The following is a 17300-nucleotide window of genomic DNA, read 5'->3' as shown; positions in this document are numbered from 1 at the left end:
ATCATTGGGGAGTAAACGGTGCCTTCCCAAGTTGTTCGCCCAGCCTGCGAATCTGCGCGACTTTGGCGTCCAGTTCGCTCCAGTCGTCATGCGTGTCGATCGCGGCCCAGATGCGTTCGACCTCGTCGATGAGGACGCCGGGAGGGGCGCTTTCCTGCCAGAACGGGTCGTCCGTCGTGGCGGCGGGGGCATAGCCGGACAGCAGCGCACCGAAGTCGTCGGCACCGGCATTGCGGCCACCACGGTGGAGGAAGAAGAACTGCTCGGGGGGAAGGCCGCTCTCGACCATGCTGCGCTCGGCGGCCTGCACGAGCGCCGTGTCGGCCTCGACCCCATGCGATTCGATGCCGAGGCGCCAGGTGAAGCGGCGGCACAGCGCCTGCTGGTAGAGCGGCCCGAAGCGCTCCAGCGCTGCGACCAGCGGCGCGGTCTCGGCCAGCGGGCGCAGCGCGATGGCGAGCTGTTGGCAGTTCCAGAGCAGCGCCTCGGGCTGGCGGCCGAAGGCGTAGAGGCCGGTGCGGTCGAAGTAGGCGGCGGTGAAGCGCGGATCCCATTGCGGCGCCCAGCGCCAGGGGCCGTAATCGAAGCTCTCGCCCGAGATGTTCATGTTGTCGGTGTTGAGCACGCCGTGGACGAAGCCCGCCACCATCCACGCGGCGGCAAGGTCGGCCAGTCGCTCGACGACCTGGTGAAGCAGGATCACCGCCGGTTCGTCGCGGCCCGGAGCGTCCTCGGGTGGCAGGCTGCCGGGGTAAGTTTCGAGGCTGTAGTCGACCAGCGCGGCGAGATGCGCGGTCTCCTCCAGCGCGTAGAGGCGCTGGAAGCTGCCGATGCGGATGTGCCCGTGCGACAGGCGTACCAGCACGGCCGAGCGGGTGGGGGAGGGCTCGTCGCCGCGCCACAACTCCTCGCCGGTCTCGATGACGGAGAAGGTCTTGCTGGTGTTGACGCCCAGTGCTTCCAGCATCTCGGTGGCGAGAATCTCGCGCACCGCGCCTTTCAGCGTCAGCCGCCCGTCGCCGTCGCGGCTCCACGGCGTCTGCCCGGAGCCCTTGGTGCCGAGGTCGAGCAACCGGCCCGCGCCATCGCGCATCTGTGCGAAGAGGAACCCGCGCCCGTCGCCGAGGTCGGGGTTGTAATTGCGGAACTGGTGCCCGTGATAGCGCAGCGCCAAGGGCTGCGGCAGATTGCCGGGGAGCGACTGGAACTGCCCGAAATGCGCGGTCCAGCGCGCCTCGTCGAAGCCGTCGAGGCCGACTGCCGCCGCCCAGCGCTCGTTGCGCCAGCGGAGCTGGTGGCTCGGGAACGCGGCGGCGTGGACCGGGTCGCCGATCCATTGGGCGATCGTTTCGATTCGCGGGTCGGGAAGATAGGGCGCGGGTTGCGGATCGCTTGGCATCGGGCGATAGTGGGGACCGCCCGGCCTCCTATCAAGCCGGGCTTTGTGTTGAATCTGACGAGGTCGCCGTCCGCGCATGAAGGTTTTCGAAGATCGCTTCTGGTCGAGCCGCGACGGTCTCAAGCTCCATTTCCGCGATTATGCCGGTCCCGAAGAGGGCGAAACCGGCCTGCCGGTGCTGTGCCTGCATGGCCTGACCCGCAACGCGCGCGACTTCGACGTGCTCGCCCCGCGCCTTGCTGCCGGACGCCGGGTAATCTGCCCTGACCTGCGCGGCCGGGGCGACAGCGAATATGCCAAGGATTCGGCCACTTACACGCCGGTCCAGTATGGCGAGGACATTCTCGCCCTGATCGAGCAGGAAGGGCTGGAGCGCTTCGTCGTGATCGGCACCTCGCTTGGCGGGCTGATGGCGATGGGGCTGGCGACGATCATCCCGGACAAGATCGCCGCAGCCGTGGTCAACGACGTCGGGCCGTGGCTGAAACCGGCGGGTCTTGCGCGGATCAAGGACTATGTCGGGCAGGGCCGCACCTGGCCCACCTGGGTCCACGCCGCGCGCGGGCTGGAGGAAGTGCGGGGCGCCGCGCATCCCGGTCAGCCGCTCGATTTCTGGATCGGCATGGCCAAGCGGCTGATGACCGTCGGCGGCAACGGGCGCATCGTCTTCGACTACGACATGAAGATCGCCGAGCCTTTCCTGGCGCTCGACGTCAATGCCCAGCCGGACTTGTGGGCGGTGTGGGAAGCGCTCGCACGGGTGCCGGTGCTGGTCCTGCGCGGCGGGCTGTCGGACCTGCTCTCGGCGCAGACGCTGGACGACATGCTGCGCCGCGCGCCGAACGCGGAGGGGCTGACGCTGCCCAACGTCGGCCATGCCCCGACGCTCGACGAGCCCGAATCGGTCGCCGCGATCGAGCGACTGCTCGCCAAAGCCGCCTGAACTTGCACCTCCTCCACCTCCATTCGAGCTTCGCGGCGGGCGGCAAGGAACTGCGCGCAGTGCGGCTGATGAACGTGTTTGGTCGCGCTGTGTCGCATTCTGTCGTCTCCGCGCAGCCGGGTGCATATGGAGCGAAAGTCGCGCTCGATCCCGCGCTCACGGTTGATTTTCCGGAGAATTTTCCCAGCCTTCAGGGCCGTCCGACGCCCCTGCGCCTGCTGCGCATCGCCCGCGCCATGAAACATTTCGACCTCGTCCTTACCTACAACTGGGGTGCGATGGACGCGGTGCTGGCGCATCGCCTCTGGGGCGCCGTGCTCGGACTGCCGCCGCTGGTCCATCACGAGGACGGCTTCAACGAGGACGAGGCGGACGGCCTCAAGCCTTCGCGCAACTGGTTTCGCCGCGTGGCGCTGGCGCGGGCCTCGGCGCTGGTGGTGCCCTCGCAGCGGCTGGAAGGAATCGCGCTCGGCGACTGGGTGCAGCCGCGCTCTCGCGTGAAGCTGATCATCAACGGCATCCGCACCGCCGCCTACCTTGTGCCGCCCCCGCCCGATGCGATTCCGGGGCTGCCCAAGCCTGTCGGTGCGAAGTGGATCGGCACGCTGGCAGGCCTGCGCGCGGTGAAGAACCTGCCCCGGCTGGTCCGCGCTTTCGCCACGCTGCCGCCCGAATGGCAGCTGGTGATCCTCGGTGAAGGGCCGGACCGCGAAAGAATCACGCAGCAAGCGCGGGAATCCGGCGTGGCCGACAGGGTGCACCTGCCGGGCTTCGTCCCCGATCCCTCGCGCGCGGTGGGGCTGTTCGATCTCTTCGCGCTGTCCTCCGACAGCGAGCAGTTTCCCATCTCCATGCTGGAGGCGATGGCGGCCGGGATCGCGGTCGCCTCGCCCGCCGTGGGGGACGTGGTGGCGATGGTGCCGACGGAAAACCGCAGCTTCATCACCCCGCCCGGAGACGACGCCGCACTCGGCCGGGCTTTGGCGGAACTCGCGGCGGATGACGGGCTGCGCGCGCGCATCGGCGCGGCCAACCGCGCGCTTGCCCAGGCCCAATACGATGAAAACACGATGATTCGCAGTTATGCCTCGACCTATGGCGCGGCGATGGGCAAAAGCGACTTTCCGTGACGCCGCGCTCATTCAGCGGCGCTTCACCGCGGGACGGGCACCGACATCCCCGTTGAAAACCCCCACCCATCCGCTAAACAGCCCCGCAACCGTCCCGTTTTTCGCTAGAAAGCGCCCTATCTTGGCTCTGCCCCCCGACACCAATTCCGCCGCCGCAGCGCGTAATGCCGCCCAGCAGGACGTTTTCCTGCGTGAAGTCGACGACGCCGTGCGCCAGGACCAGCTCGAAGGCTTCATGAGCCGCTACGGCAAGCCGCTGATCGCCGTCATCGTCATCGCCCTGCTCGCTTTCGCGGGCTGGATCTACTGGCAGCACCGCCAGACCCAGGAGCGCGAGGCGCGTTCGGAGGCCTATGTGCAGGCGCTCGACGCCCTGCAGTCGGAAAATCTCGACGCCGCCAAGGCGAAGCTGGCTCCGATCGCCGGCGCCGATTCCTCGGACGCGACCGTCGTGTCGGCCCGCCTGATGCTCGCGGGGATCGCGCTGCGTCAGGAGAAGAAGGCCGATGCGCTCAAGCTCTATCGTGAGATCGCGGCCGACGGCAAGGCGCCGCAGGTGCTGCGCGACCTCGCCTCCGTGCGCGAGGTCGGCGCCGACTTCGACGCGATGAAGCCCGAGGACGTCATCAGCCGCCTCAAGCCGATGGCCGCGCCCGGCAACCCGTGGTTCGGCCCCGCCGGCGAACTCGTCGGCATGGCCTACCTGAAGCAGAACAGGCAGGATCAGGCTGGCCCGCTGTTCGCGGCGATCGCCAAGGACGAAAGCGTCGATGACGGCCTGCGCAGCCGCGCCCGCCAGCTTGCCGCCGTGCTCGGCGTCGATGCCGTGGACGACGTGGTGGATGACAAGGGGGAGCCGCTTGAAAAGCCGGGCGCCAAGATCATCCAGCCCGCCGAAGTGGCGAACTGAGACCATGACACGTGAGGACATTCGCATGAACGCAGCTCGCAACACGACCTCTTCGCGCGCGAAGAAGGTCGTGCCGCTGATCGCCCTCGCACTCGTCGCGGGCCTGTCCGGCTGCAAGATGTTCGGTGGCGGCAAAGGCCCGGCCAAGACCCCGACCGTGGGCAACCGCGTGCCGATCCTGTCGCGCATCGAAAGCGGCGCCAAGGTCGACGCGACGCTCGGCGCGGTTTCGGTGATCCTGCCCCCGGCAGAGGTCAACACGACCTGGGCGCAGGGCGGCAACACCCCGAACAAGGCTTACGGCAACCTCGCGCTGGCGGACAACCCGACTAAAGTGTGGACCGCGCAGATCGCCGGTTCGACCAATCGTGCGCGCCTTGCAGCGGCGCCGGTCATCGGCGGCGGCAAGCTCTATGTGATGGATACCGAAGGCACTGTCCACGCCTTCGACGCGCAGAGCGGCGCGAAGCTTTGGACCAAGAGCTTCTCGGTTTCCGGCAACAATGCCAAGTCGGTGTTCGGCGGCGGCGTCAGCTTCGATGGCGACAAGCTCTACATCACCACCGGCCTTGGCGAAGTCGCGGCGCTGAACGCGGCGGACGGCAGCCAGCTGTGGACCAAGAAGCCCGCCGGGCCGCTGCGCGGCGCACCGACGATCGGGTTCAACCAGGTCTTCGTGATGACGCAGGACAACCAGATCGTCGTGCTCAACGCGGCGGACGGTGCGACCATGTGGCAGGAATCGGCTTCGCTGACCCAGTCGGGCGTCTTCGGCGTCGCCTCTCCGGCACTCGGGCAGGGCACGGTGATCGCGGGCTATTCGTCCGGCGAACTGGTGGCCTACCGTTACGAGAACGGCCGTCAGGTCTGGTCGGACGCGCTTTCGCGCACTTCGATCTCGACCGAAGTGGGCAGTCTCACCGACGTCGATGCCGACCCGATCATCGATCGTGGCCGCGTCTACGCGCTGGGTCAGGGCGGGCGCATGGCCGCTTACGAACTGGTCACCGGCCAGCGCATCTGGGAACTCAACCTCGCGGGCATCTCGACCCCGTCGGTGGCGGGCGACTGGGTCTTCACGCTGGACGACCACGCCGAAATCCTCGCCATCGCGCGCGGCACCGGCAAGGTCCGCTGGCTGACCGAACTGCAGCGCTACAAGAACGCCAAGAAGCGCAAGAATCCGATCTTCTGGGTCGGTCCGGTGCTGGCGGGCAGCAAGCTGTGGGTCGGCAACTCGCGCGGGCTCGTGGCCACCATCGATCCGTCGAGCGGCACGATGACGCCCTTCACCGAACTCAGCGATCCGATCTCGCTGGCGCCGGTCGTGGCGAACCAGACGCTCTACGTCCTCGACGATTCGGGCCGTATCACCGCCTTCCGTTGATCCTTGTTCCTCCCCGAGCTTGTCTCGGGGAGGGGGACCGCCCGAAGGGTGGTGGAGGGGTTTGTGCATGACGGTTTGCGCCCCCTTAACCAATTGCCGCTAGCCCCTGCGGCCATGAGCACCACATCCACCCGCCGTCCGGCCAGCGACGTTTCCGCAGGCGTGGGCCTCTCCGGCCTAGTCGCGCTGGCCCTGTGGATCCTGTTCTGTCGCAACTGGGGTTCGGTGGTGGACCTGCTCGGCCTTCAGGCCCCGCGCGAGCCGATGAGCGGCCCCTATGCCTCGCTCGCCACGCTGGCCTTCACCGGCGCTGCCATGACCGCATGGTCGCTGCTGGTCGACAAGGTGTACTTGCGCTCCTCAACCGGCATCGACTGGTCGCGCCGTCGCCCGCTCTCCGAAACGCTCGACATCTCGATCACCAAGCTGACCGGGCTGTGGATCACCTGGGCGCTGATCGGCTGCTTCTATTTCCTGTGCCGGTGGTACTGGGAGGGGCAGTACCTGTTCGCTATGGACCTGTTGAGTGCCGTTGTGGCACCTCTTTTTGTCCTTTCGGTGCCTTATGTCCTGTGGCTCGACCGGGTCATGGTGGAGCCGCGCGACGCCTCCTGGCACTTCGGTGCGATGCTGATCGGCCGCGAGGCATGGTCCGCCGAAGAGGTGAAGAAGCACTGGCGCGCCTGGGCGATCAAGGGCTTCTTCGGCGCCTTCATGATCTCGATCCTGCCCGGCGGCTTCGCTCGCGTGGTCGAGGCGGATTTTGGCGCAATCGCGCACAAACCCGTGGACTTGGGCTCTCTGCTGATCGAGGCGCTGTTCCTCGTCGACGTGCAGATCGGCACCGTCGGCTACCTTTTCACTTTCCGCCCGCTCGATGCGCATATCCGCAGCGGCAACCCTTTGCTGGCGGGCTGGGTGGCCGCGCTGATGTGCTACCCGCCCTTCGTGTGGGGCACGATGGGCAACGCAGACGTGCTCGGCTACGAAGTCAACACCGGCGGCTGGGCGCACTGGATGGCGGCTTACGACGTCCTCCTGTGGGGCTGGGCGGCGATGATGGTCGTGCTGACCGCAATCTACGCCTGGGCGACCTTCGCCTTCGGCCTGCGCTTTTCCAACCTGACTTATCGCGGCGTGCTGACGAACGGCCCCTACCGCTTCACGCGCCACCCGGCCTACCTGTCGAAGAACCTGTTCTGGTGGACCTCGACCCTGCCATTCCTCGTGACGAACGGGTCATGGACCGACGCGATCCGCAACACCGTGCTGCTGGGCGTGGTGAGCGGCATCTACTACTGGCGCGCCCGGACCGAGGAGGCTCACCTGCTGGCCGAGGATCCAAAGTACCGGGAATATTACGAATGGATGGGGGAACATGCCTTCATCACCCGAACTTTGGGGAAGATCGGGCGGAAGTTGAAGTTCAAATAAGTCCTGGGGCCATTGCCCCAGACCCCCGAACTGTCGTCGTCGCGCGCGCAGACCTGTCAGCCTCAAATGGCGCCGCAGGCTCTATCTGTCTCCCGGTTCACCGTCTTGGATGACGATGCCGCGCGCGTGCCCTCGACGGTACACGGGGTGCAGGGGTGGTAAACCCCTGCATTTCCCCCCTTAAAACGTCTTCAGCGCATAGACCTTGGACAGATCCCCGCCCCACTCGCCATTATACAGGTCGAGCAGGCGCTGCGCCGGAACCTTGCCGGTCTTCACGATCTCCGCCAGCGGTTCGAGATAACCTGTCTCGTTGTCGCCCGCCGAGTTCAGGCGGCCGCGCGCGGCAAGGCCCGAGCGCGCGATGTCGACCACTTCGCCCGCGATGTCGCGCAGGGTGCCGCCGCCCGGGATCGGTGAATCAAGGCCCAGCTTAGGCGCGGCCGAGCGCAGCGCTTCGCGGCCTTCCATGTCCCAGCCCTTGACCAGATCCCACGCCGCATCGAGCGCGCCCTGATCGTAGAGCAGGCCGACCCACAGCGCGGGCAGGGCGCAGATGCGGCCCCACGGCCCGCCGTCGGCGCCGCGCATTTCAAGGAACGACTTGAGCCGCACTTCGGGGAAGGCGGTGGACAGGTGGTCCTGCCAGTCCGACATGCGGGGTTTCTCGCCGGGGAGCACGGAAAGCTCGCCCTTGAGGAAGTCGCGGAAGGAGAGGCCGGCGGCGTCGATGTATTGGCCGTCGCGGAACACGAAGTACATCGGCACGTCCAGCATGTACTTGACGTAGCGTTCGTAGCCGAAGCCGTCCTCGAACACGAAGGGCAGCATGCCGGTGCGGTGCGGATCGGTGTCCGACCAGATGTGGCTGCGGTACGAGAGGTAGCCGTTGGGCTTGCCCTCGGTGAAGGGCGAGTTCGCGAACAGCGCGGTCGCCAGCGGCTGCAGCGCCAGCGAGGTGCGGAACTTCTGCGCCATGTCGGCTTCGCTCGAATAGTCGAGGTTCACCTGGATGGTGCAGGTGCGCAGCATCATGTCGAGGCCCATGGAGCCCACGCGCGGCATGTGGTTCAGCATGATGCCGTAGCGCCCCTTGGGCATGATCGGCAGTTCTTCGCGCGTCTTGTCCGGCCACATGCCGAGCCCGAGGTAGGCCTTGCCGAGCTTTTTGCCGACCTGCTTCACTTCGGAAAGGTGGCGCCCGGTCTCGGCGCAAGTCTGGTGCAGGTTTTCGAGCGGTGCGCCTGACAGTTCCAGTTGGCCCGCCGGTTCGAGGCTGACGTTGCCGTCCGCGCCCTTGAGTGCGATGACGTTTCCGCCTTCCTCGATCGGCGTCCAGCCGAACTGGGTCAGTTCGCCCAGCAGGTCGCGGATGCCGCCCTTTTCGGTGTACGAAGGCGCGTGGTGGTCGGCGGTGTCGTAGACGAATTTCTCGTGCTCGGTGCCGATCCGCCACGCCTCGCGCGGCTTTTCGCCCGCGGCCATCGGCTCGGCGAGTTGGGACAGGCTTTCGATAACCGGATCTTCGCGATCCGAAACCTCACGAGTGCTCATGGGCGCGGAATTAGTGTGCCCTTCGGCGCCGCGCCAGAACTTTTTGTACCGGTCAGTCTAACATTCCTGTCATGTCCAATCTCCGGACACCGCCATCCATAGCCCGATGGCGGAAACGCAGGCGGTTTCGGCCCGCAGGATGCGCGGCCCCAGCGTGATCGCGCGCGCCTGGGGATGGGCGCGGACGAGGTCGCGCTCGGTATCGTCGAAGCCGCCTTCGGGGCCGACGAGGAGCGCGGCCGGACCTTTGTGGGCGACGAAGGCGGCGGCTGCAGGCGCGCCGCCCTGTTCATCGGCGAAGAACAGGGCGCGGTCCTCGGGCCAGTCGCGCAGCAGCGCTTCGAGCCGGGCCGGTTCCTCGACGCGGGGCAGGGCGGTGCGGGCGCATTGCTCGGCCGCCTCGGTGACGATGGTCAGCGCGCGTTCGGGGTTGAGCTTGTCGGCCACGCAGCGCCGGGTGACGACCGGCTGCACCGCTGCGACCCCCAGTTCGGTCGCCTTCTCGAGCACGAGATCGAAGTTCGGCTTCTTGAGCAGGGCAGCGCAGAGCACGAAGTCCGGCACATCCTCGCGCTCGCGCAGCTTCGTGCGGACCGAGAGCACCACGTCGCGCTTGCTGGCTGACATGACCTCGCAGGCCCATTCGCCGGTGGCATCGTCGCAGGCGATCACCGCGTCGCCGGGGCCGACTCGCATGACCTTGCCGAGATAATGTGCCTGCTGGCCTTCCAGCGCGATCTGCCCGCCTTCCTCGAGCGGTCCGGAGACGAACAGGCGCGGCGCGGAGCGGGGCGGCCAGGCGGGGGTTGCGGGCATCTTCAAGGGGTTCCTCGGGCTGAAGGGCCCTTGTCGCGCCTTGGCGGAGAGGATGCAACGGTGGGCAAGCTGTGTTCACCAGACACGTTCGGGCATGACAGGACGCGCACGATGCACTACTCATCGCGCGATGCTCGAACCTTCGCTCGTCCCTGACAGCCAGCATCGCGGGCTCGTGTCGATGCTGCCGCAGCCGTTTCGCGACTTCGCGATGCTGGCGCGATTCGATCGGCCGATCGGCTGGTGGCTGCTGTTCTGGCCCTGCGTCTGGGGCGTTCTGCTGGCGGGCGGCGAAAGCCGCTGGAGCCTGATTGCATGGCTGCTGCTCGGCTCGATCGCGATGCGTGGTGCGGGCTGCGTGCTCAACGACATCGTCGATGCCGACCTCGACCGCCGCGTCGCGCGCACCGCGCAGCGCCCCGTCGCCAGCGGCCGAGTGAGCAAGAGCGCGGCCTGGACCTGGCTGCTGATGCTCTGCGCCGTCGGGCTGGTGGTGCTGTTCCAGCTGCGCCCGCCCGCACAACTGGTGGCGCTGGGCAGCGTCGGCCTCGTCGCCGCCTATCCGTTCATGAAGCGCATCACGTGGTGGCCGCAGGCGTGGCTGGGGATGGTCTTCACCTGGGGCGCGCTGGTCGGCTGGATCGAGATCCGCAGCGACCATCTGGAGGCGCTGGCGGCGCTGTACCTCGGCTCGATCGTCTGGTGCATCGGCTACGACACGATCTACGCGATCCAGGACATCGAGGACGACGCGATCGTCGGCATCCGCTCCTCCGCCCGGCGCCTCGGCGCGCGTGTGAAGGGCGGGGTCGGCGGTTTCTATGCCCTCGCGCTGGCGCTGTGGGCGCTGGCGTTCTGGGCGATGCGGCCGGACTGGGTGGCGCTCGTCGCGCTGGTGCCGATGGCGCTGCATCTGGGCTTCCAGGTCATGACGCTGGACCCGGCGGACGGCGAGAACGCGCTCGCCCGCTTCCGCTCCAACCGCGATGCCGGGCTGGTGATGGCGCTGGCCTGCTGGGTGGTCGGCAACGCTGGGGTTATCTGATCGCCTACTCGTAGCTGACCAGCTCGAATTCTATCCCGTCCCAGTCGAAGAAGTAGAACCGGCGGCCCGGATCGTAATCGTCGTGGGCGAAGGGTTCGAGCCCTGCCGCGATAACCTTGCGTTCCGCCGCATCGAGGTCATCGACCACCAGCCCCACGTGGTTCAGCGGCGCGCCCTTGCCATAGCGATCGTGTTTGCGGCGGTCGGTATAGACGGCGATGTAGCTGAAATCCCCGCCGACGTGAATCGTCTCGCCGCCGTTGATGGCAGGCCCGCGCCAGCGTTCGTGCCAGCCGAGCAGGTCCTGCAGCAAGGCGGACGAACGCTCGATGTCGCTGACGGTGAGGTTGGCATGTTCGAGGCGGCCCTGGGCCATTCTTCTTTCTCCTGCGTCACCGGCGAATCAGCCGGCTTGGCAAAAGTGCAACCTCAACCTAACTTGAGATCAAGCACTTTCGAGAAGGCAAGGATTTGGTCGCGGACCGCTTCATCACCATCGGCGAACTCGCGCGGCGCACCGGCGTCGCGGTATCGGCACTGCGTTTCTACGAGGAGAAGGGGCTACTGCAGGCGCTGCGCACTTCGGGCAACCAGCGACGGTTCCTGCGCTCAGACATCCGCCGCGTCAGCTTCATCCTGATCGCGCAGAAGCTGGGCCTCGCGCTGGCCGAGATCGAGCGCGAACTCGCGGACCTGCCGCAAGGCCGCACGCCGACGCTGGCGGATTGGGAGCGCATCAGCCGCTCGATGCGCTCCTCGATCGACGAGAAGATCGCGCTGCTCGAACTGACCCGGCGCAAGCTGGACGAATGCATCGGCTGCGGCTGCCTCAGCCTGACGAAATGTCGGTTGTACAACGCCGATGATATGGCGGGGGCGCACGGGCCGGGGCCGCGTTTCGTGCTGAGCTGAAGGCTAGACCGCCGCCGCCAGCAGTTCCTCCGCGCCGCCGAGGTCCACGCTGACGAGGCGCGAGATACCCTTTTCCACCATCGTCACGCCGAACAGGCGGTGCATGCGGCTCATCGTCACCGCGTTGTGGGTGACTACGAGGTAGCGGGTGTCGGTTTCCTTCGTCATCGCTTCGAGGAGGTCGCAGAAGCGTTCGATATTGGCGTCGTCGAGTGGGGCGTCGACTTCGTCCAGCACGCAGATCGGCGCGGGATTAGTCAGGAACAGGCCGAAGATCAGCGCCACCGCCGTCAGCGCCTGCTCGCCGCCTGAAAGCAGCGTCAGCGACTGCAGGCGCTTGCCCGGCGGCTGGGCGTAGATTTCTAGGCCGGCCTCCAGCGGATCGTCCGAATCGACGAGGGCAAGGTGCGCCTGACCGCCCTGGAACAGTTGTTGGAACAGGCGGCGGAAGTGGCCATCGACCGCCTCGAAGGCGGCGCGCAGGCGTTCGCGGCCTTCGCGGTTGAGGTTGCCGATCGAGCCGCGCAGGCGGTTCACCGCCTCGGTCAGTTCGGCCTTCTCGTTGACCGAGAGGCCCAGCTGTGCCTCGGCTTCGGCGAGTTCGTCGGCGGCGACGAGGTTGACCGGGCCGATCCGTTCGCGGTCGGCTACGAGGCGGTCCATGCCGCTGCCTTCGGCCTCGGTACCGCCGACTTCAGAGGGCGCGAAGCTGAAGCGTTCGGGCAGTACCGGGGGCGGGCACTGGAAGCGCTCGCCCGACAGGCGGTTGGTCTCCAAGCGGCGCTGGTCCTCATGCTCCGCGCGTGCCGTGGCTCCGGCACGGGCCTCGCGAGCGGCGGCGAGGGTTTCCTGTGCAACCGATAGCGCCATGTCGGCCTGCCTGGCGGCATCGGTGGCTGAGGTGACGGCGGTTTCGGCCCTGGCCAGTTCCTCACCCAGACGCACGCGGACCGCTTCGCCCTGTTCGATCTGGGTCATCAGCGCGGCGGGTTTCGCGGCGACGACGGCCCGCTCGTTCTCGATTTCCTCGAGCCGCCCGGCCATCTGCGCGAGGCGGTTGGCCGCGTCGCCCGATCGGGCCTGCCAGCCGCGGATATCGGCCCGCTGGGTGGTGGTTCGTTCGCGGGCGACCGCAAGCGCCTGATCGTGCCCGGCGAGTGCGGCCATCGCGTGCTGGAGGGCGGAACGTGCCTCGACATTGCGTGTCTGGGCCGTCTGCAGTTCGGTGCGGCCGGCGGCGGGGTCGGGAAGGGCGGTGCGCTTCGCCTCGGCGCCGGCGACTTCCGCCTCCACGCCGGTACGCTGGTCGGCGATTTCCGCGAGCGTCGTGTCGAGTTCGGCGCGGCGGGCCTGCTGGCGAGCCTTTGCGTCCTCGGCCTGATCGACGCTGCGTAGCGCGGCGCGCTCGGCGTCGGCGGCGGAAGCTATGCTGCGCTCGGCGGCAATCACGCGCGAGGATAGGTCCGCCAGTTCCCGCTGCACTGCGGCCTGCTTCGCTTCGGCGGTTGATACGGCGTCGCGCAATGGTGGCAGCTGCGCGTCGAGTTGCGCGAAGCGATTTTCCGCCTCAAGCCGCGCGGCTTCGGCTGCACCTTCGCCGCGCGCGACGAAGCCGTCCCAGCGGCGCAGCACGCCCGCGCGGGTGACCAGCCATTCGCCAGGCTTCAGCGCGCGGGCATCGTCCTCATCGACGATATGAACCAGCGCGAGGCGGGCCGCGAGTTCAGGCGGGCATTGCGCAACGTGGGCGGCAAGGCTCTCTGCCACCGGCGGGGGTGCCTCGGCGCCGGTCCAGAAGCGGCCATCCGCGTTCGGCACCGCGCCCAGCGGCACCTTTGCGTCGCGGCCGAGCACGGCGGCGACAGCGCGTTCGTAGCCCGGCGCGGCACGTACAGCGTCGATGGCGACGGGCAGGCCATGCGCGGCCTTTGCTCCCTTGGCCCGCGCTTCGCGGTCGCGAACGAGAGCGGTATGTTCGCGTTCGATGCCTGTCAGGTCGGCGCGCGCGCCCGCCAGCGCCGAGGCGGCGGTGTCGCGCTCGGCCTGCAGCGTAGTCTTGCGCGCCTGCATCTCCTCCAACCCCTCGCGTGAGCGGGCGAGGGCCGCAGTTGCCTCTTGCGCCTTCGCACGCGCGGCGGCGATGGCGGTTTCTAGATCGCCCAGGTCAGGCAGGGCGGCGACTTGCGCTTCGATCCGGGCGACGTCCTGCGCGACACGGGCCTGCCGTGCTTTCGCCTGCGTCAGTTCGGCTTCGGCGATGCGCCATTCGGCCTCGACGCCCGCCTGCTTCGCGGTCGCCTGCGCGAGATCGAGTTCGGCCGCGCGGCTGGCCTGTTCGGCGCCGTCCACGCTATTGGCGAAGCGGGGGCGCTGCGCTTCGTCGGCGGCGAGCTGCTTTTCGCCTTCAGCCAGTTCGCGTTCCAGCCGGGCGAGGGCTTCGGCGGCGTCGCGGGTCAGGCGGTCGGCGTCGCGGCGGTCTTCCTCCAGCCGGGTGCGCTGGCGGTCGAGATCGGCGAGACGCTGCTCGGCGGCTTCGAGCTGGCTGGTCAGCGTCGCCATGCGGTGCCCTTCCGCGTTGGCATCGTCGCGGCGGTCGGCGAGTTCGTCGCGCGCTTCGGCCAGCGCTTCGGCGGCGGCTGCCTGCTGGCTCTGGGCCTCCACTGCGAGGGCCTGCGCCACGGTGACGCGCTCCTCGGAGGCCTGCGCTTCCTTGCGTGCCGCATCGGCGGCAGCGGCGGCCTCGCGCCAGCGGGCGAAGACGACACGGGCTTCGGCGAGGCGGATCTGGTCGGTCAGGGCCTTGTAGCGCTCCGCGGCTTTCGCTTGGCGCCGGAGCGTGCCGACCTGCTTGTCGAGGCCCGCCATGATGTCGTCGAGGCGGGCGAGGTTGGCTTCGGTGGCGCGCAGGCGCTGCTCCGCGTCCTTGCGGCGGACATGGAGGCCCGCGATGCCTGCGGCCTCCTCCAGCATGGCGCGCCGCTCGGCGGGCTTGGCGGCGATGACGGCGGCGATGCGGCCCTGGCTGACGAGCGCCGGGCTGTGCGCGCCGGTGGCGGCATCGGCGAAGATCAGCGCCACGTCCTTGGCGCGCACGTCCCGCCCGTTGATGCGGTAGGCGCTGCCCGCGCCGCGCTCGATGCGGCGGACGACTTCGAGTTCGTCGCGCACGCCTTCGGCGCCCGGCGCGGTTTCCGCCTTGAGCACGACTTCGGCGAAGGCGCGGGGCGGGCGCTTGTCCGTCCCCGCGAAGATCACGTCCTCCATCCCGCCGCCGCGCATCGACTTGGGCGAGCTTTCGCCCATGACCCAGCGGATCGCTTCGAGCAGGTTGGACTTGCCGCAACCGTTGGGGCCAACCACGCCGGTCAGCCCCGGGTCGATGCGCAGTTCGGCGGGCTCGACGAAGCTCTTGAAGCCGCTGAGCTTTAGCCGGTGGATGCGCATCGAGGTCGGGTCAGGCGATCACGCCGGTCAGCGCGCGCCTGCTTCCTTGAGCTTGGGCTCCAGCTTGTCCCATTCCATCGAACCGACGTTGTTGCCGTTTATGATGAAGGTGGGGGTGCCGGTGACGTTGAACTGCTCGCTCGCCTTCTGCGTACCGTCGGCGAGTGCCTTGGCCTTGGTGGTGTCGGCGAGGCAAGCGGCGGCCTGATCGCGCGCGATCCCGCGCGAGGCGAAGAAGTCGGTCATGCCCGCGACTTCGGAAATGGCGGCGAGCTGCTGCTCCTTGGGCAAGGCATCGATCTGGGCGAGGCGTTCCTTGCTGGCGGCCTGCATGTTCTCGAACATCTTGGGCTGCCAGGCCCAGAACTGCTCGCTGAGCGGGATCACCGCCTCGGTCGAGCCGCATTCGGCGAGCAGCGAGGCCGGAATGTCGAGCGCGTTCAGCATGAAGTAGCGCAGTTCGTAGCTGACGCGGCCGCTGGCGACGTAGTCGTCGCGCAGCGGTTCGAAGCTCTGCTGCGCGAACAGGGCGCAGTGCGAGCAGCTGAGGGCGCCGTATTCGACCAGCTTGATCGGGGCGTTCGGGTTGCCCATGCGATAGCCGCCCTCGGCGGTCTTCTCGATCGTGTCGGCCCAGGACTTGCCTGCAGGAGCGGCGATCTTGGCGATCGGCGCGCCGGAGGTGGCACCGGCGGTGGGCTCGTCCTTCTTGCCGCAAGCGGCGAGGCCGAGGGCCAGCGGGGCGACCACGAGGCCGAGGGCGATGGTGCGGAAACGGGTGCGGGTCATCGGGAGGCGAATCCTTCGTGTGGATTTGTTACAGGGCTAGCCCATGGAGGGGGGAAAACGAAGCGTGGACGGGGGTATTCCACAAGTGTGGCGTTGTGTGGGAATGCCCACCCCGCTGCGACTAGGCAGCAAGCTGCCAAGTCTCGCTCCCCTCCCGCATGCGGGACGGGCCGGGGGTGGGCTCGTGGATCAGATATTGCCCGCGCGCTGCTGGGCCTGCTTGTCGATGATCGCCTTGGACACCGTGGCCCAGTCGTGCCCGTCGAGCAGGTTGCCGTTGAGCGTGAAGCTGGGCGTGCCCTGCAGGCCAAGCGCCTGCACTTCGCCCTGCTGGCCCTTGAGCTTGTCGAGCATCGCGGTGTTGGCGAAGCACTGGTCGGTCTGCGCGCGGCTGAGGCCCCACGAAGCGGTCTGGTCGTAGAAGCCGAGGTCGCTCGCCATGGCGCGCATGCGGGCGGGGAAGTCGCCCTGATACCAGCGCTGCTGCTGTTCGCGGTTGGTCGCCTCGGCCTTGGCGAGCCACTTGTCCTGCGACGCGAAGAAGGCGTTGTGGCGCACGAAGAAGCGCTTCGGATCGCCGCAGTTGGTCAGCATGGCCACGGTGAGGTCGATCGGATTGCGAAGGAAGTTCGTCACCGTGACCGAGATCTGGCCCTTGGGCACCATCGTCAGGCGCAGGACCGGGTCCGCTTCCTTGTGGAAGTGGGCGCAGTGCGGGCAGGTGTAGCTGACGTATTCGACCAGCTTGAGCGGCGCGTCCGGATTGCCGAGCCGGTGGCTGCCGTCGGCGGTTACGGCGGTGGCAGTCGCCCAGTTCGTCGAGGCGGCGGGCAGCCCCTTCCTCGGCGCGGCGCCCTTGGGAGCAGCGGCCATGCTGAGAACGGCGCAGGCGGCGAGCGCCACGGCGCGAAAGACGGTCTTGGTCATCACTTGTCTTCCTGACTGTCAGGCTTGCTTTCGGCAGCGCCCATGCTGCGTGCCAGCGATTCGAGGACCGCGCGAAGCTCCGGGTCGCCGATGTCGCGCAGCGACTCCCCAAGCTCGAACGGGACCGGTTTCAGCGAAGGCGGCGCGGACGGGCGCGGCTGCGTGGCAACAGGCGGCTTAACCTCACCTTGCCGGATTTTCACCTTGGCGACCGCCTGATAGCCGAAGAAGCGGTTCACCCGGTCCATGATCTCGGGGATCACGTGCTGGATCATCGGCGAATGAGCGGGCACGACGACCAGCTGGAGGATGCCGTCGCTCTTCTCTCCGGGCGGGAAGCGGATCGATTCCGGCGAGCAGACGCGGGCGTGGCGGGCGCCGACGATCTCGGGCCAGCGCGACACCACGCTCGATTGCACGAAGCCGAAGCGCCGGAAGGCGGTGCGGCCGACTTCGGGCATCAGGTCCGAGATCTGCCGCGCCTGTCCGCCGCGCATGCGCTCGAACTGCTTGAGGCCCGTCTTGCCCTTGGCGGGACGTGCCTTCGATTCACCGGGGGATTTGCCGCTATTCCGTTCCATTGCCCGCGATCCAATGCCATAGCGGCGGC

Annotated in this window: 15 protein-coding genes; 7 read left to right on the top strand and 8 right to left on the bottom strand. The window is 68.0% G+C overall.

Annotated elements, in window-relative coordinates; all coding sequences use genetic code 11:
- Position 1: 1 nt before the first annotated feature.
- Complete coding sequence (locus ACODRZ_RS18605) at positions 2-1399, bottom strand: protein adenylyltransferase SelO family protein (protein WP_488971993.1); 1398 nt, start codon at positions 1397-1399, stop codon at positions 2-4.
- 76 nt (positions 1400-1475) lie between these two features.
- Here ACODRZ_RS18605 and ACODRZ_RS18600 point away from each other — a divergent pair, with 76 nt between their 5' ends.
- From ACODRZ_RS18600 to ACODRZ_RS18580, 5 genes are all read left to right on the top strand, one after another.
- Positions 1476-2342, top strand: coding sequence for an alpha/beta fold hydrolase (locus tag ACODRZ_RS18600; protein ID WP_488971994.1), 867 nt, complete (start codon positions 1476-1478; stop codon positions 2340-2342).
- Positions 2343-2344: 2 nt separating this feature from the next.
- Positions 2345-3472 (top strand): glycosyltransferase family 4 protein, encoded by a 1128-nt coding sequence (locus ACODRZ_RS18595; RefSeq protein WP_488971995.1) that lies wholly within the window; start codon positions 2345-2347, stop codon positions 3470-3472.
- A 121-nt stretch (positions 3473-3593) separates the two neighbouring features.
- On the top strand, positions 3594-4382 hold the full coding sequence (locus ACODRZ_RS18590; RefSeq protein WP_488971996.1) for a tetratricopeptide repeat protein: 789 nt from the start codon (positions 3594-3596) through the stop codon (positions 4380-4382).
- 25 nt (positions 4383-4407) lie between these two features.
- Positions 4408-5769: an outer membrane protein assembly factor BamB family protein gene (locus tag ACODRZ_RS18585; protein ID WP_488971997.1), complete on the top strand. Its 1362-nt coding sequence runs from the start codon at positions 4408-4410 to the stop codon at positions 5767-5769.
- A 114-nt stretch (positions 5770-5883) separates the two neighbouring features.
- On the top strand, positions 5884-7203 hold the full coding sequence (locus tag ACODRZ_RS18580) for a methyltransferase family protein (protein ID WP_488971998.1): 1320 nt from the start codon (positions 5884-5886) through the stop codon (positions 7201-7203).
- A gap of 180 nt (positions 7204-7383) precedes the next feature.
- Here ACODRZ_RS18580 and ACODRZ_RS18575 read toward each other — a convergent pair whose 3' ends face one another.
- Together ACODRZ_RS18575 and ACODRZ_RS18570 are read right to left on the bottom strand one after the other, a co-directional pair.
- Complete coding sequence (locus tag ACODRZ_RS18575) at positions 7384-8757, bottom strand: glutamate--cysteine ligase (protein WP_488971999.1); 1374 nt, start codon at positions 8755-8757, stop codon at positions 7384-7386.
- A gap of 69 nt (positions 8758-8826) precedes the next feature.
- A complete protein-coding gene (locus tag ACODRZ_RS18570) occupies positions 8827-9573 on the bottom strand; it encodes a 16S rRNA (uracil(1498)-N(3))-methyltransferase (RefSeq protein WP_488972000.1) in 747 nt (248 codons plus the stop codon).
- Positions 9574-9703: 130 nt separating this feature from the next.
- Between ACODRZ_RS18570 and ubiA the strand changes: the two genes are divergently transcribed.
- Positions 9704-10618: a 4-hydroxybenzoate octaprenyltransferase gene (gene ubiA, locus ACODRZ_RS18565; RefSeq protein WP_488972001.1), complete on the top strand. Its 915-nt coding sequence runs from the start codon at positions 9704-9706 to the stop codon at positions 10616-10618.
- Between the two features lie 4 nt (positions 10619-10622).
- Here ubiA and ACODRZ_RS18560 read toward each other — a convergent pair whose 3' ends face one another.
- Positions 10623-10994: a VOC family protein gene (locus ACODRZ_RS18560; RefSeq protein WP_488972002.1), complete on the bottom strand. Its 372-nt coding sequence runs from the start codon at positions 10992-10994 to the stop codon at positions 10623-10625.
- 95 nt (positions 10995-11089) lie between these two features.
- Here ACODRZ_RS18560 and soxR point away from each other — a divergent pair, with 95 nt between their 5' ends.
- Positions 11090-11530 carry a redox-sensitive transcriptional activator SoxR gene (gene soxR, locus ACODRZ_RS18555; RefSeq protein WP_488972003.1) on the top strand — a complete coding sequence of 147 codons (441 nt, stop codon included), beginning with the start codon at positions 11090-11092 and terminating at the stop codon, positions 11528-11530.
- Positions 11531-11533: 3 nt separating this feature from the next.
- Here soxR and ACODRZ_RS18550 read toward each other — a convergent pair whose 3' ends face one another.
- The 4 genes from ACODRZ_RS18550 to ACODRZ_RS18535 all read right to left on the bottom strand — a co-directional run bounded on the left by ACODRZ_RS18550 (position 11534) and on the right by ACODRZ_RS18535 (position 17271).
- Positions 11534-14974 carry an AAA family ATPase gene (locus ACODRZ_RS18550; protein WP_488972004.1) on the bottom strand — a complete coding sequence of 1147 codons (3441 nt, stop codon included), beginning with the start codon at positions 14972-14974 and terminating at the stop codon, positions 11534-11536.
- 27 nt (positions 14975-15001) lie between these two features.
- Positions 15002-15763 carry a DsbA family protein gene (locus ACODRZ_RS18545; RefSeq protein ID WP_488972005.1) on the bottom strand — a complete coding sequence of 254 codons (762 nt, stop codon included), beginning with the start codon at positions 15761-15763 and terminating at the stop codon, positions 15002-15004.
- Positions 15764-15952: 189 nt separating this feature from the next.
- A complete protein-coding gene (locus ACODRZ_RS18540) occupies positions 15953-16690 on the bottom strand; it encodes a thioredoxin domain-containing protein (RefSeq protein WP_488972006.1) in 738 nt (245 codons plus the stop codon).
- Positions 16690-17271: a DUF721 domain-containing protein gene (locus tag ACODRZ_RS18535; RefSeq protein WP_488972007.1), complete on the bottom strand. Its 582-nt coding sequence runs from the start codon at positions 17269-17271 to the stop codon at positions 16690-16692. The genes ACODRZ_RS18540 and ACODRZ_RS18535 overlap by 1 nt, the downstream gene beginning before the upstream one ends.
- Between the last annotated feature and the right edge of the window lie 29 nt (positions 17272-17300).

The organism is Novosphingobium sp. FG90 (assembly GCF_057808725.1).
This window is presented reverse-complemented; position numbering and strand designations above follow the sequence as displayed.